General features: G+C 33.6%; 17 protein-coding genes. 11 read left to right on the forward strand and 6 right to left on the reverse strand.

Annotated elements, in window-relative coordinates:
* The first annotated feature begins 38 nt into the window (after positions 1-38).
* Both B0A66_RS01250 and B0A66_RS01255 read left to right on the forward strand, forming a co-directional pair.
* Positions 39-1,040 carry an OmpH family outer membrane protein gene (locus B0A66_RS01250; protein ID WP_089048025.1) on the forward strand — a complete coding sequence of 334 codons (1,002 nt, stop codon included), beginning with the start codon at positions 39-41 and terminating at the stop codon, positions 1,038-1,040.
* A gap of 15 nt (positions 1,041-1,055) precedes the next feature.
* On the forward strand, positions 1,056-1,559 hold the full coding sequence (locus B0A66_RS01255) for an OmpH family outer membrane protein (protein ID WP_208862559.1): 504 nt from the start codon (positions 1,056-1,058) through the stop codon (positions 1,557-1,559).
* 74 nt (positions 1,560-1,633) lie between these two features.
* Here the strand turns inward: B0A66_RS01255 and B0A66_RS01260 are convergent, their stop codons facing one another.
* Both B0A66_RS01260 and B0A66_RS01265 read right to left on the reverse strand, forming a co-directional pair.
* Entirely contained in the window at positions 1,634-2,146 is a 513-nt protein-coding gene (locus B0A66_RS01260) for a hypothetical protein (RefSeq protein ID WP_089048026.1), read from the reverse strand.
* A gap of 65 nt (positions 2,147-2,211) precedes the next feature.
* Positions 2,212-2,766, reverse strand: coding sequence for an urea amidohydrolase (locus tag B0A66_RS01265; RefSeq protein WP_089048027.1), 555 nt, complete (start codon positions 2,764-2,766; stop codon positions 2,212-2,214).
* 443 nt (positions 2,767-3,209) lie between these two features.
* On the opposite strand from B0A66_RS01265, the gene murI reads away from it, so the two are divergent.
* Positions 3,210-3,986: a glutamate racemase gene (gene murI / locus B0A66_RS01275; RefSeq protein WP_089048029.1), complete on the forward strand. Its 777-nt coding sequence runs from the start codon at positions 3,210-3,212 to the stop codon at positions 3,984-3,986.
* A 4-nt stretch (positions 3,987-3,990) separates the two neighbouring features.
* On the opposite strand, the gene B0A66_RS01280 is transcribed toward murI, so the two are convergent.
* Together B0A66_RS01280 and B0A66_RS01285 are read right to left on the reverse strand one after the other, a co-directional pair.
* On the reverse strand, positions 3,991-5,226 hold the full coding sequence (locus B0A66_RS01280; protein ID WP_089048030.1) for an aromatic hydrocarbon degradation protein: 1,236 nt from the start codon (positions 5,224-5,226) through the stop codon (positions 3,991-3,993).
* Positions 5,227-6,555, reverse strand: a complete 1,329-nt coding sequence (locus B0A66_RS01285) for a DUF4270 family protein (protein WP_244283372.1) — start codon at positions 6,553-6,555, stop codon at positions 5,227-5,229. It lies immediately after the preceding gene.
* Positions 6,556-6,785: 230 nt separating this feature from the next.
* Here B0A66_RS01285 and B0A66_RS01290 point away from each other — a divergent pair, with 230 nt between their 5' ends.
* The 6 genes from B0A66_RS01290 (at position 6,786) to B0A66_RS01315 (ending at position 11,626) form a co-directional block, all read left to right on the forward strand.
* Positions 6,786-7,625, forward strand: a complete 840-nt coding sequence (locus tag B0A66_RS01290; RefSeq protein ID WP_089048032.1) for a DUF6268 family outer membrane beta-barrel protein — start codon at positions 6,786-6,788, stop codon at positions 7,623-7,625.
* A 16-nt stretch (positions 7,626-7,641) separates the two neighbouring features.
* Positions 7,642-8,649, forward strand: a complete 1,008-nt coding sequence (locus B0A66_RS01295; protein ID WP_089048033.1) for a Kelch repeat-containing protein — start codon at positions 7,642-7,644, stop codon at positions 8,647-8,649.
* Positions 8,639-8,971 (forward strand): DUF4907 domain-containing protein, encoded by a 333-nt coding sequence (locus B0A66_RS01300; protein WP_089048034.1) that lies wholly within the window; start codon positions 8,639-8,641, stop codon positions 8,969-8,971. Before B0A66_RS01295 ends, B0A66_RS01300 begins: the two co-directional genes overlap by 11 nt.
* Before the next feature lies 1 nt (position 8,972).
* Complete coding sequence (locus B0A66_RS01305; protein WP_089048035.1) at positions 8,973-10,082, forward strand: sensor histidine kinase; 1,110 nt, start codon at positions 8,973-8,975, stop codon at positions 10,080-10,082.
* A 12-nt stretch (positions 10,083-10,094) separates the two neighbouring features.
* On the forward strand, positions 10,095-10,802 hold the full coding sequence (locus B0A66_RS01310; RefSeq protein ID WP_089048036.1) for a dioxygenase family protein: 708 nt from the start codon (positions 10,095-10,097) through the stop codon (positions 10,800-10,802).
* Between the two features lie 104 nt (positions 10,803-10,906).
* Entirely contained in the window at positions 10,907-11,626 is a 720-nt protein-coding gene (locus B0A66_RS01315; RefSeq protein ID WP_089048037.1) for a LytR/AlgR family response regulator transcription factor, read from the forward strand.
* 1 nt (position 11,627) lies between these two features.
* On the opposite strand, the gene B0A66_RS01320 is transcribed toward B0A66_RS01315, so the two are convergent.
* Together B0A66_RS01320 and B0A66_RS01325 are read right to left on the reverse strand one after the other, a co-directional pair.
* Positions 11,628-12,146: a gamma carbonic anhydrase family protein gene (locus B0A66_RS01320; protein ID WP_089048038.1), complete on the reverse strand. Its 519-nt coding sequence runs from the start codon at positions 12,144-12,146 to the stop codon at positions 11,628-11,630.
* An 11-nt stretch (positions 12,147-12,157) separates the two neighbouring features.
* The gene (locus B0A66_RS01325; RefSeq protein ID WP_089048039.1) at positions 12,158-13,147 is read right to left on the reverse strand and encodes a PorP/SprF family type IX secretion system membrane protein; all 990 of its coding nucleotides are present in this window, start codon (positions 13,145-13,147) and stop codon (positions 12,158-12,160) included.
* A 144-nt stretch (positions 13,148-13,291) separates the two neighbouring features.
* Between B0A66_RS01325 and B0A66_RS01330 the strand changes: the two genes are divergently transcribed.
* Together B0A66_RS01330 and B0A66_RS01335 are read left to right on the forward strand one after the other, a co-directional pair.
* A complete protein-coding gene (locus B0A66_RS01330) occupies positions 13,292-14,191 on the forward strand; it encodes a NifU family protein (RefSeq protein ID WP_089048040.1) in 900 nt (299 codons plus the stop codon).
* A 174-nt stretch (positions 14,192-14,365) separates the two neighbouring features.
* Entirely contained in the window at positions 14,366-15,181 is an 816-nt protein-coding gene (locus B0A66_RS01335; RefSeq protein WP_089048041.1) for a mechanosensitive ion channel family protein, read from the forward strand.
* Positions 15,182-15,188: the final 7 nt, after the last annotated feature.

The raw sequence follows: 15,188 nt of genomic DNA on the forward strand, positions 1-15,188 counted from the left end.
AGTACATTTGGTTAAAAATTCGCAAATAAAGTAATGTTATGAGAAAACAATTTTTATTTATATTTTTAGCCTTGATTGTAGCAAATACAAGTCAGGCTCAGACAAGGACGACGCGAATTGGCTACATCGATATGGAATATATCCTGGAAAATGTTTCTGATTATAAGGAAGCAAAAGCGCAATTAGAATTGAAAGCGCAGAAATGGAAACAGGAAGTTGAGACAAGGAAATTAGACATAAATACGCTCAAAGAAAGTCTTAAAGCTGAAAAAGCGTTATTGACTAAAGAACTTATTGAAGAAAGAGAAACCGAAATCAAATTTCAGGAAACTGAAATGATGGATTATCAGCAAAAACAATTTGGCGCTGACGGAAATCTAATGAGGCATAAAGCCGCTTTAGCAAAGCCAATTCAGGATCAGGTTTTTACTGCTGTTCAGGATATAGCTGAAGCTAAAAATTATGATTTTGTTTTTGATAAGTCTTCAGATCTGACCATCCTTTTTAGCAATAAAAGGTTTGATATCAGCGATCAGGTTATTCGAGTCCTGAACAGAACTGAAAAGCGTGAACAATTGAGTAAAAAACAATTGAAAGAACAGGAAGCTAAAGAAAAGCTTGAAAATGAAATAGACGAAAATCCGGACATGAAGGACAGACAAAAAGCCCTGGATAGCAGAAAAGCAGCCAGAGAAAAGCTAATTGAAGACCGAAGACTGGAACAGGAAGCGAAGAAAAAAGAGTTTGATGATCGAAGAAAAGCGATCAAAGCTGAAAGAGAAGGCAAAAAAAATGGCACGGTTTCTGAACCAACACAATCAGGGACACCTGCAGATGGAACAGCAAAGCCTGCTACAGCAACGGAAAAGACCACTACTGAGCCATCTACAACTGTCAACAAAGCAGAAGAAAGACAGAAAATGTATGAGCAACGTAAATTGGAATTAGAAGAAAGAAAAAGAAAAATTTTAGAAGAAAGAGAAGCGGCTAAAAAAGCAAAAGAAGCCGAAACGCAAAAATCAAATACGACCAATAATTAATTAATATTTTTAAAAATGATGAAACAAATCAAAACTTTACTAATTGCTGCGATACTAGTTTTAGGAGCAAGTAACACAATGAACGCGCAAGCTAAGGTAGCACATGTTGATGTAAGCGAGATTATGTCGAAAATGCCTGCAATGCTTGATGCTCAAAATCAACTACAAAAATTAAGTGGAACATACGATGCTGAATACAAAAAGATGGTTGATGAATATCAAGTAAAAATCAAAAAGTATGAGGCTGAAGCTGCTACTGTAACTGAAGCTGTAAACGGTGACCGTTCTAAAGAAGTTCAGGACATGCAAAAAAGAATTGTTGATTACAGAGACAATGCACAAAAAGAACTACAACAAAAAGAAACTGACATCGTAAAACCATTAATGGAAAAAGTAAGAACTTCTATCCAAAAAGTTGGAAAAGCAAAAGGTTTCCAATACGTTTTAGATGGTTCTACTCTTTTATTAGCTGAAGGTACAAACATTACAGCTGATGTTAAAAAAGACTTAGGATTTTAATCTATAAAAACCTTATTATGAAAATGGCTCAACGAAAGTTGAGCCATTTTTATTTATAACAACACTTATAGCTTTTATGAATATAAATAAACAGATATTTCAGTTCTATCAAACATGTATTTACCTGGTGGTAATTCTTTATTTTCGCTATTTTTTTGTTCGTTTTTCAAGACCTTTAACATATCTATTTCTCCTATCCAGTCGGTACCTAATTTAATGGAGTTAATTGCTCTAATATTATGTCCTCCGGCAGCAATTGCAGCGTGAAAAAATTTCCCATCTCTATGTCGGTAAAAAAGAACAATAGTACTACTTATAATAGGATTACCTGTCCACTTCCTTTTATTCGGATATTTTAACTCAAATAAAGAAACCCATTGCTCTCCTACTGTGTTTTCCAAATCAAAAAGTGTTATTGTGTTTGGATCTTCTAAATGCTTAAAATATGCAACTACATCAAAACAAACGTTACCCATGTAGTTTCTTACATCTTTAAATCCTTTTACTAAATCTTCAGCTAATCTGCTTTTGGTACTAAAATCCTTCTTCTCTACTTCGTAACCTTTCTCTGTTAAATGTCTTGGCACTTTTCTAATATTTAATATATCATCATAATTTATAATCTGAACAACACAAAAAGAACTTCCCTTTTCTAAAATTTGTATTCAATGTTTATTACAAAACAGATCTCGCATATATATATATACACTTTAACTTTATCATTGCCAAGCACATAAGCACCGGACTCTAATCTCTCTTTAAACACTGTTTTCAAATTAACCTCATAGTCCCATGAGGTTCCAAGCGTACCTCCATTAACAGATCTAATGCAAGTTCCTCCTACCGCAATTGCTGCATGAAAAGGTTCCTCATTTCTGCAAAAAATCAACAAATTACCTCTATTAATATCGTTACCCTTCCATATTCTCCTATACTCAAAATTTTTATCAAAAAAATCAGGCCAATGTTGCCCACGTATAGATTCTAAATGGTAACGTTTAATTATATCCGGATGCAGCAAATGTGAAACATAGGCAGCTGCATCATAGCAAACACCACCTATTATAAAATCACTTATAGTTCCAAAACCATTCATCAACTCTTCTGCTAACCAGCGTTTATGATTATCACTCCCGGCCTCCGCTTTAATACCTGCTTTTTTAAATGCATTATTCTCTTTTATTCCTTTTCCTAAACTTTGTCCCATTTCTTTACTATGTTATTTTATTAATTTTTCAATAATTTATAATTATTTATATAGCAAAAAGAACTTCCCTTTTGCTAAACATTTGTTTTTGGAATTGAAAATTTAAAATAATCTTATAAACGCACGAATTGAAAGACGCACGTAAAATCGATTTTCAAAAATCGAATAATATTTAAATGTGGTATTTTGAAATTTGGCTTTACAAACAATGCAAGAGCACTTAAATCATTATTAGGTTTTAATGATAAAAAAAACAGAATTAAATAATTCTCTTTAAGCGAAGATAAAAAATATCCTGCTTTTTTTAAAAGTATTATCAAAAAAATATTCAATTCTGTCATAAAAAACACAATCCCGGAAAATAAGATTAAACACACAATAAAATACTCTCGTATTTGAATTGAAATTTGTAAGGGAACAGGGAAAATATGTAACTTTGTACTATGACGAACAACAATCCTATAGGCGTTTTTGATTCCGGTATTGGAGGAACTTCCATCTGGACAGCCATTCACGAGCTACTTCCGAACGAAAAAACCATATATTTAGCAGACAGTAAAAATGCTCCTTATGGTCAGAGAACCAAAGAGGAAATTGTTGCGTTAAGTAAAAAGAATGTAGATTTTTTAATCGAAAACAATTGCAAATTAATTGTTGTTGCCTGTAATACTGCAACCACAAATGCCATAGTTGAACTTCGTGCTGCTTATGATATTCCGTTTATAGGAATTGAACCCGCTATAAAGCCTGCAGCAACCAATTCTAAAACCCAAGTCATTGGTATTTTGGCAACCAAAGGAACATTGAATAGTGAGTTATTCAACAAAACGGCAGAAATGTTTCAGCATACTACAATAATTGAACAAATAGGTCATGGATTGGTTCAGCTTATTGAAGATGGTAATTTAAATTCTCCGGAAATGACTCAATTATTAGAATCGTATTTACAACCCATGATTGATGCTAATATTGATTATCTGGTTTTAGGATGCAGCCATTATCCTTATTTGATTCCACAGATCAAACAAATCCTTCCGCCGCATATCCAGATTATCGATTCCGGAGAAGCTGTTGCACGTCAGACGCAAAACATCTTACGTGAAAAAGCAGGTTTTTCTAACGCCGAAAAAAGCGATCCTGTTTTCTATATTAATTCAAATCCAGCTGTTTTAAAAGCTATATTGAATGATAAATATAATGTTATAGAAAAAGATTTCTAAAGCGTTATTCTATTTTTCGTTTTACAAACCATATTCCGTCTAAAGATAAATTGAAGGATATTTTATGATAGTTTTCTTTAATTAAATTATCCGATACTCTTCCTTTTTGACCGTAAGAATATGAAATGCTTAATGCCGTCAACGTATTTTCTATAGGCAAGGAAAGTCCCAAAGTAATGGCAGCATTGTTTACTCTTTTACCACCTATTTCAAGATAACCGTTGTCATAACTTAGTCCTCCGGCATATTGAATTCTATCCCAATATCTGCGGACATTTTTCTTCGTACTGTATGTAAATCCTAGCCCAAATCTGTCCTGGTTTACAAAATCTCCGTAGGAATCGGATTGGTTCGTATTGTTCCACAAACTTTTTTCATAGTCAAAAGTTACATTTATATTGTTTTTGAAACGCTTGCTTATCCCAAATCCCATTTCTAATGGCATGTAGTAATCATCTGCATCAGAAGCCACATCAGACTCTACAGTAGTAATTACTTCATTGGCTATTGTTTCAACACTTTGCACTTTGGAAGCTTTAACCCTTGTTGGAACTTTAAATGTAGAAGCGATCGTAAAAGTAGAATCAATTTTATATTGAGCTCCTAAAGTAGCACGCACGCCACTATAATCTGTTTTTTTATTGATGGTTGTAATAGAATTTGAAATCAAATAACTCCTGTCATCTGTTGTATTTCCAAATAACACGGTTGCAGAAACTCCAGCTGCAAATTTTTTACTAAAAAGATAGCCGTATGAAAAATCAAAATTGTTTAGTCCGCCAGAACCTGTTGCGGTCAAATAGTAAAAATCATTGCTATCAGTTATGGGTAATTTTAAATTGGAAATCGTAAATGCTGAACTCGAATAAGGACGTAAAGCAACACTAAAACCGGATTTTTTGGTTATTGGAAAGGCAAAAGCAATATGAGAAAACTGAAAATTATTTCGCTTCTCACTTTTCGAACTACCTTCAAAAGTTGTCGCAATGGCTTTACCTCCTACATCAAACATAAAATGGTTTAATGGCAAATAAGCCAGCGAAGCCGGATTTAAATTATTAATAAACACATCTGACGGCAATGCAATTCCTGAAGAACCGATAGACGGAATAATTCCAAAATCAGAATCGTACAAACTCCCTACTCCATACAACGAATAAGGTGAACTGGAAATACTTTGAGAAAACGAATTGAATGACAATAAAACAATGCCAATCAAAAAGATAATTTTATTTTTCATTTAATAGGAGATGTAATAAATTTTCAGCTGAATTTTATTGTTCAAATGTTTTTGATCGCCCAAAACAATTCTGTCCACAGAATTAGAAATTCCCGGTAACGTTAAAACCAAAGACGATTTTGAATCAGATTGTTTGAGCATTTCTTTTTGCAGAAAAGTTCCGATAGAAAATGAATAGGCAACATTTTCATTGAATTCGTCACTTTTTTGGTTCAGCACACCATAAACCGCTGCTCCTGCAGAATTAAGTAAAGTTCCGCTGATTCTGTTCAAATTATCACCTACATGCACCTGCACTGAATCTGCCAGTGGATATTGCGCTGAATACGAATTATTAACCGCTTTCAAAATCAATTGGGCATCTACGATAGCTCCGTTATCTGAAATATATTTGAGCTGCTTTATATTTGGAAAATCTATTCTGCACGCCACTCCCGTTCCGGATTGTATAAAAGACTGCTGATTGGTTAAGCTGCTTGACAATTTACTGCTCGAATTGGGTAAATTCTCTATTAGTGTTCCTGTCTTATCAGAATAAAATGAGTTGAATTGCACTGAACTGTCTGTTATTGTAAAATCAATATAATACGATTTCTCTTCATCACCCTGATATTTAGAATAATACAACCTGACAACGCTCGTCGTTAAATCAAAACCAATAACACTTGAAGAATTTGATGTAGAAGGCACAAGTACCAGTCCTTTTAAATATTCGCTAAAAGTATCAAAATCTGTTATTTCTCTTTTTTTGATTTTTTGAAAAAGTGCATCCCCAAAAACACCATCCATTTTTATATTAATCGAATCTTTTTCAAGTGGTCTCGGTATGTATGAGATAGAACCCAGACTTTCAGTATTATAACTTAAGGTCGAATTATTGTAAAAGCTGGAATCATCTGTATTGGGCTTTACCCTTTGTGTTAATCTGTGGATATTGACTGTCTGCACCTTTGTAGTATCACCATAATAATACCTGTCGTATTTTAGAATCATCGAAATAGAATCAAAAACAAAATTAGGTGCATCTGTATCTGAACCGTTACTGGTCAAGGCGTATGTTGTTGCTGAGTGTAATTGAAAGTAACTGCTGGATTTCACTTTCCCAAAAAGAGGATCGTCATAGTTCCCGACTAAAATCCGATTCTGACCTGAAGTAACGAGGGAATCAAAATTAATGGTCGACATTTCTACCGTTACAGTATCAATCAAAATAACCTTGTTGTTTACAGCCAAATAATCTGATCCAACAACAAACTCACCAGCATCTGTATCTGTTCCGCAGGAAACAATGGTAAGACCAAAAAGTAACATCAATATAAACTTGTGCATAATCTTATTTTTTGACAAATATAAAAGGCACTGTTTTGCATCGCACTATAACATATACAGTCGCCTGATTTTAGCCTACAAATAGCAAAAAAACATCTATTACAGACATTCAGAAACAAATAATGCATTCAGCCATAAAAAGGGGTGTTTTGTCTATCAAAAAGCACCATACATATATCTTCTTTTTTTTAAAAACATTAGCCACCTACTTTTGAGCCAATAATTAAGTAATGAAAATAAGGTTTTTAACAGGTGTCGCATTTTTAATTTCATTTTTCAATATGAAAGCTCAGGAACAATTTTCAGTAAATATGAATTTAAAAACAGAGCCTACATCTGAAATTGATTTTAATGAAACTAATATTGGTGTAACTGTCAATACAAAAATGAATGCCAAAAACACATTGACAAATACATTGGAATATTCGAATTTGAAAGTGAATTATGAAACAGGAAGTTTTACAAAATTTGAAGATCTAAATAAATTCAATCAATTAAGATACACTATTGCAATTGCACATGAGATTTCAAACAATACAAAACTGAATCTGTCCATAATTCCAATAGTGAGTTTTCAGTCTAAGGTTGATTTTTCAGATGCCGCAGTTTTGGGAAAGTTTGAAATCAGCAGGCAGTTTAGTCCGAGTACTAGTTTAAGTATTGGAGCTGCAAGATCAACCATTTTTGGAACGCCCAAATTCACACCGGTTTTTGCATTAAAATATAAAATGAATACCAATACTGAATTGCAAATTGGATTTCCGGATTCTAAGCTTTCTTATTCTAATAATAGCAGAAATAATTTTAATCTGAGTAACAGCTTTAATGGTAATTATTACAATTTAGGTTCTGTCACTTATCCTGAAAATGCTGAAAAAATGGCATTGTCACAAATGACCTCTGCTTTTGAATATGAAAGAAATGTAGACAAAAACTGGTTTATCAATTTTAAGACTGGTTATGATTTTAATAAAAAATACAACCTGACAGATCAGGACAATCATAAAGTTTATGATTTTAATACCGGCAACGGATATCTCTTGGGAATTGGCATCAAATACAAACTATAAATAAATTTAATACACTATGAATAATTTTAAAAAAGGAATATTATTCGCGACACTATTTTCGAGTCTCTTTTTTATTAGCTGCAGTAACAGCGACGACGACGATGATTTAATGGGAAACTGGGTTAAAAAATCAGCATTTGACGGACCGGCAAGATCTAGTGCTACTAGTTTTGTTATTGGAGATTATGCTTATGTAGCAACTGGCTACACAGGCGATTTATATTTGAAAGATTTATGGGCGTACAACTCAACTGGAGATTATTGGGAGCAAAAAGCAGATTTCTCCGGAGTAGGAAGAAGTTCTGCATCTAGTTTTACGCTTAATGACAAAGGTTATGTAGGTCTTGGTTATGACGGAACAAACAGACTGAAAGATTTTTATCAATACGATCCTGCAGCGAATAGCTGGACTCAGAAAACAGATTTTGCAGGAACGGCTCGTTACGCTGCTGTAGGATTTCAGGTAGGCGGAAAAGCCTATTTTGGAACTGGGTATGACGGAAATTATTTAAAAGACTTTTATTCGTATAATGATCTAACAGATACGTGGACACTTGTAAATGGCTTTAGCGGTAACAAGCGTCGTAACGCTGTCGTTTTTGTTATTGATGCAAAGGCTTACCTGGGGACCGGAAGTAATAATGGTGTATATCAGGAAGATTTTTGGGAATTTGATCCTGCTACAGACATTTGGACGAGAAAATTGGATATCGACAAAGATACCGATGATGATTACTCTTATAACGATGATTATACAATCACAAGATCGAATGCTTCTGCTTTTAGCATGAACGGACTAGGTTACGTTGTGGGTGGAGAAAGCGTAAAAACAATATGGGAATACAATCCACAAACGGATCTTTGGGTAGAGAGAACCCCAATGGAAGGTGCTACAAGAACAGATGCTGTTGGTTTTGCGATTAACAACCGCGGATTTTATATGTTAGGAAGAACAGGAAGCACTTATTTTGATGATGCCTGGGAATTTAAACCTTTAGAGGAGCAAAATGACGATGATAATTAAAAGTAAAAATCAATTCTTCTGGAGTAACATCCAGAAGAATTTACTGCTTCTGGTATTTGTTTTTCAATTGGGCGCCTGTACCCGAAAACAAACTTTTACTACTGAAACCTTCAAAACCAATACGGGTTGGGGATATGCTATAACGTATCAAAACAAAACGATAATTAAGCAATCTATAATTCCGGTTATAAATGATACCAAAAGTTTTGATTCAGAAAAAGATGCATTGAAAGTAGCCGATTTGGTTGTAGAAAAGCTCAGTCAAAATACTTCGCCAACAGTAACCAAAAATGATTTAATTTTATTAAAAATAAAATTATAAAATGAACTTAGACGCTTTAAAAAATACCAATTCAAATAAGATCCTGTTTCATATCATGATATGGACTTTCTTTATTTTGACATCCTTGATTCAATTTTACGAAAGTCCGTTCAGAATCAACAATGATTTCTATGTACAATGGGGAACGGGAATCATCTTGTTTTATTTGAACTATTTTTATTTAGTGCCTCTTTTACTTTTAGAAAAAAAATACTGGCTTTATTTTGTTTTTGCATTCCTGATTATTGCTGTTTTTATGGTTATCAGGCTGAATTATTTCATTCCGGAATTTAGACATTTAAGACCCGGTAATGTTATGCCTGCCCGAATGATGCCGCCTGATCCACATTATTTTCCGAAACAAAACCATGTGAGAATAGAAATGAGACAACCTCTTTTTTTTAAAATAGGGCCTTCTTTTTTTTATATTCTAATCCTGACTATTAGTGCTATTATCAGAACATTAACGGAATTTTACAACAATCAGCAAAACAAATTAATTGCCGAAACGCATAGAACAAATACAGAATTAATTTATCTGCGAAAACAAACCAATCCGCATTTCTTATTTAATTCTTTAAACAGTATTTACTCGCTGGCACATAAAAAATCTGATTTGGTTCCTGATGCCATCGTAACGCTGTCTGAACTCATGCGCTATATGTTGTATGAAACGGATAATAAAACGGTGGCTTTAGAAAACGAAATCAATTATATTCAGAATTACATCGAGTTACAAAAGCTTCGCCTCAATAATATTGAAGATATTGTTATCAACGTTCATGGTGATACCCGAAATAAGTTTATCGAGCCTTTACTGCTCATTTCGTTTGTAGAGAACGCCTTTAAATATGGAACCGACTATAAAGGTGCTGCCCATGTAAAAATTAAGATTGTGATTTTAGAAAATAACCTTGATTTTACGATCGAAAACAGTATTGAAAATTTTGTAAAAGATCCCGATAATTCAGGAATAGGATTGGTCAATATACAAAACCGACTTGATTTGCTTTACCCTAATGCACATGAACTGATTATAACCCAGGAAAATCAATATTTCAAGGTGCATTTAAATTTAAAATTAGATAAAATTCAAACCGCTATAAATTAACGATCAACTATAATGGACAGAAAAAAATTTATCAGAAATAGTATACTTGGAATTGCTTCATTAGCAACCGCTTCACAATTATTAGAATCTTGTTCTAAAAGCGATAACGACACAGACACCAATTCGTCTGATGACGGAAGCTGTGTAGTTTCTCCATCAGAGACTAAAGGTCCGTTTCCTATAAAAACACCGAGTCAGTTGGTTTTAGAGAACATAAAATCAGATCGCGTTGGTATTGCTTTGCTTATTAACTTAACTATCGAAAACAAAAACAACGATTGTTTACCATTAGAAAATGTTCTGGTAGATGTATGGCATTGTGATAAAGATGGTAATTATTCTGAATACGGCGGAACGCAAATGCAACAGACAGATTATACTACTGTTCATTTTTTAAGAGGCAGACAAACCACAAATACAAAAGGAGAAGTTTCGTTTCTTTCTATTTTTCCGGGCTGGTATCAGGGCAGAGCTCCACATGTACATGTAGAAGTATTATCTGCAAGCGGTTCTTCGTTATTGGTAACACAAATTGCTTTTCCTGAAACTATTTCAAGTGAAGTATATGCAAGTAGCAATTATGCAGCGCATGGTCAAGCCGATACATCCAATGTCCGAGACAATGTTTTTTCAGATAGTTTAGATGCTGAATTGGCAACATTGTCCGGGAATTTAACCGATGGATATACTTTAACTAAAAAGATTACTGTTAACGCTTAATTATAAATTAAGATTGTATTTTTATGAAAATTTTACAACTTAATTCACTGGTTTCAAACTACTTTTGAGCACCAAAACAATTTTAAAAATCTAATATCCGGCAAATGAAATGTGTAATTATAGATGATGAACCCTTAGCGGTTGAATTATTAGAAGATTTTGTTCAGAAAGTAGATACGCTGGAATTGGTTAGCACTTTTAACAATGCTATCGATGCTGTTTCGTTTATTAATCAGAACAATGTTGATTTGATTTTTCTGGACATCGAAATGCCACATTTTTCCGGAATTGATTTTTTAAATACTATTGAGAAAAAACCTTTAGTTATTTTCACAACAGCTTACTCCGATTATGCTGTTGAAGGTTTTAACCTTGGTGCGGTTGATTATTTGGTAAAGCCCATTCCCTTTCATCGTTTTCTAAAATCAGTTGTACGAGCGCAACAAACTTTAAGTCCTGTTGCAGCACCAGTTCAGACTATCTCTGAAAGCACCGCTGCTCCGGAAATAGAACAAGATTTTATGTTCGTAAGAGCCGAATATGAAAACGTGAAAATGAATTTTGCCGATATTTTATATATCGAAGGTTTGAAAGATTATGTAAAAATCTACACCGCAGACAATAAGTTCACACTTACCCTGATTAGCTTGATCAAATTAGAAAATTTACTTTCAAATAAAGGTTTTTCGAGAATTCACAGATCGTACATCATCAATATAAAACATGTGAAATCGATTCAAAAAAATAAAGTTTTGATTGGTGACAAAAGAATTCCGATTAGTGAAAGTTATAAAACGTCTTTTTTCGAAAGAATCAATTTATAGTTTACTCTTCGTTTTTAAACCAACCTGAATACATCACATAATTATTCGAAATGCGTTCGATTTCGCCTGCAAAATCAGACTGATCAATATCTTTTACTTTTTTTGCTGGTACACCTGCGTAAATACTTCCGGATGTTACAACGGTATTTTGCGTTACAACGGCACCTGCTGCTATGATAGAATTGCTTTCTACCACACAATTATCCATTACGATGGCACCCATTCCGATTAAAACATTGTCATGAATAGTACAGCCATGCACGATTGCATTGTGTCCAATTGATACATTGTTTCCAATAATTGTTGGATGTTTTTGATAAGTACAATGAATAATTGCTCCGTCCTGAATGTTTACTTTATTTCCTATTTTAATAAAATTTACATCACCACGAATTACAGCATTAAACCAAACACTGCAAGAACCTCCAAAAGAAACATCACCTACAATTGTAGCATTTTCAGCAACATAACAATCTTCTGGTATAACCGGCGCTTTTCCGTTAACAGCTTTTATTAGCATAATATATATTTTTAATTAATGGCAGGACAATTACAATTGTAACGCTCCTTAGTGCAAAACAAATTGATTCCTAAAGTTATTTGGTGAAAACCACCTGTATCAAATTTTACGTCGCCTGTTACTTGCGAATACGTATAAGCAAACATGAAATTTTTATAGTTAACACCAATTATTGGCGTAATGTATTGCAATTTTTGAGAAGCAACTCCGTTTCCTGAACTGTACTGCGCTCCTCCAAAACCTCTTCTGTAAGATAACGCTGCCCATAAACTTCCAAAATCCATATTTTTATTGGCTTTTAGATTTACGTCTATTGATTTCTCTTTCGTTTGATCGAATATCTGCAATAAAAGCGATGGTTCCCAGGTAATTTTTTCTCTCTTACCAAACACGTAACCTAAACTCAACAAATACTTTCTGATATTATCGCTTTCGAAATCACTGTATAATTCTCTTCGCGTCTCCAGCAAGCCCTGAACCGTTGCATGTGCATAAAAATCCAAATAATTATACGATGCTCCAACATCTACATTAAAATAAGAATCTTTTTGAATGGAGCCAAAGACGATAGGATCAAAAGAGCCTCCAAAATTAGTTTCGTCTAACTGATTCTGAATCAATCCACCACTTATACCAAAAGAAAGCTGATTTAAATCGATTTCATCTCTTGAAAACAAAATGTGATGTGCGTAGGTAAGTTTAACGCCTTTCTCTGAGTGATATCCGTTTTTATCATTAAAAACAATAATTCCACCTCCGGATCTTTCTCCAATTCTCCCGTTAAAACTCAGCGTTTGAAGAGCGGGTGCACCTTCCTCACCAAACCATTGTTTTCTGGCCGTCAATCTTATTTTGGCACAATTGGCCGCTCCTGCCATAGACGGATGAATCAGGTAATAATTATCTGATAGATAATCCGAATAAACCGGAATTCCTTCTTGGGAAAAAGAATAAAAAGATGTGATTAAAACAACAAGTAAAACTCTGATTCTGAACTTCATAAAGGCATTTTTGCTAAGATATAATTTTTGCACTTCAGAATTTAATACGATTATTTTGAAAAGCGTCTTAATTATTTTATTAAAAAATCAAATATAGCCAATAGTAGAAAATAACTTTACTAAATTTGTAAAAAATTACAAGTCATGACAAAAATCACCATAAAGGAAACTCAAAATCCTACCATTTTAAAGTTTGAATTTGAAGATTTTATTACTCAAAACCAAAACTTTGAATTTAAAAATATTGACGAAGCACAAGCGTCACCACTAGCACAGCAATTATTTTATCTTCCGTTTGTAAAAACAGTTTATATTTCAGGAAATTTTATTGCTATTGAACGTTACAGTATTGTAGAATGGGATGATGTAAAAGATGCCGTTGCGGAGCAAATTGAAGCATTTGTTGACAAAGGTGGTGTGATCATTAATATCGATGAAACTAAAGCTAAAAAACAGCCAATTACGGTTTATGGAGAAACTACTCCAAACCCTTCAGCATTGAAATTTGTAGTAAGCAGAATGCTGACTAAAAATCCTGTTGAATACAAAAATATCGACCAGACTGCTTCTTCTCCTTTAGCAAAAGAATTGTTTAAATTTCCTTATGTAAAAGAAGTCTTTATCGATGAAAATTATATTTCAGTTACGAAGTATGAGATCAACGACTGGCAGGAAATTACACTTGAAGTGAGAACTTTTATCAAGCAATTTATTGAAAACGGAGGAACTGTTCTTGACGAAAGTATGATTGAGGTTGCTACTAAAAATGACGTTACTAAAGATGAAGCTTTTGACAAACTAGATGTAACTTCACAACAAATCATCAATATCCTGGAAGAATACGTTAAACCGGCTGTTGCTGCTGATGGAGGAAATATTGCTTTTGACTCTTATAACGAAAACGACAAAACGGTAAAAGTTATATTGCAGGGAGCTTGCAGTGGTTGTCCTTCTTCTACTTTTACTTTAAAAAGCGGAATCGAAAACATGTTGAAAAGCATGCTAAATGACGAAGCTATTAAGGTTGAAGCTGTAAATGCATAAGAATTAAAAGTCAAAATAATAGAGCGTCTCAATTGAGGCGCTTTTTTTTTGATCTGTGTTTGGATAAATCTTGATATGGAGTAAAAAACCATATTTTTTCTTCTAAAATTATCTTTATCTTTGCTGCCTAATACCACCTTCTCCTTATGAGAAGGTTTTTTTATTTTAAACACTATGGAGGAAATCAACACTGATCAACTTGGCGGTTACGCATCCCGATTTATTAACGTACTGCTGGATTATTCGCCTAAATTAATTTCGGCATTTCTAATTTTATTTATTGGTTTGTATGCTATACGATTAATAAACAGAATCATTAGAAAAATAATGGTTAAAAGAAATTTAGATCCTACGCTGACAAAATTTCTTGCTGACATTTTATTATGGGCATTGCGAATTTTATTGTTCGTTACATTTATCTCAAAACTCGGAATCGAAACTTCTTCTTTTGTCGCTATTTTAGGAGCAATGGGGCTTGCGGTAGGTTTATCATTGCAAGGTTCACTTTCTAATTTCGCCGGTGGTATGCTAATTATCGTATTTAAACCTTTTAAAGTAGGTGATACAATAGAAGCGCAAGGCGTTGTTGCAACAGTACAGGAAATTCAAATTTTTGTTACTAAGATGACGACAGGTACTAATCAGACGGTGTTTGTACCTAATGGTGCATTATCAAACGGCACGATAATCAATTACTCGATGGGTGGAGAAAGAAGAGCAGATTTTACTTTTGCTGTTTCTTATGATTCAGATATTAAGAAAGCAAAAGAAGTACTTTTAAATGTCTTAGTACAAAATCCTAAAGTACTTGCTAAACCTGCACCGGAAGTATTTGTACTAAATCTAACGCCTAGTGCTGTAGAATTTGCAGTACGTCCGTGGGCAAAAAATAGTGATTTTGGAGCTGTTTTTTCTCAAACACTGGAGAATTGCAAAACTGCATTAGAAGCTGAAGGTATTTCTATTCAGCCGTATACAGTTCAAAAATAACAACTAT

It is taken from the genome of Flavobacterium hercynium (assembly GCF_002217285.1).
Classification (GTDB): Bacteria; Bacteroidota; Bacteroidia; order Flavobacteriales; family Flavobacteriaceae; genus Flavobacterium; species Flavobacterium hercynium.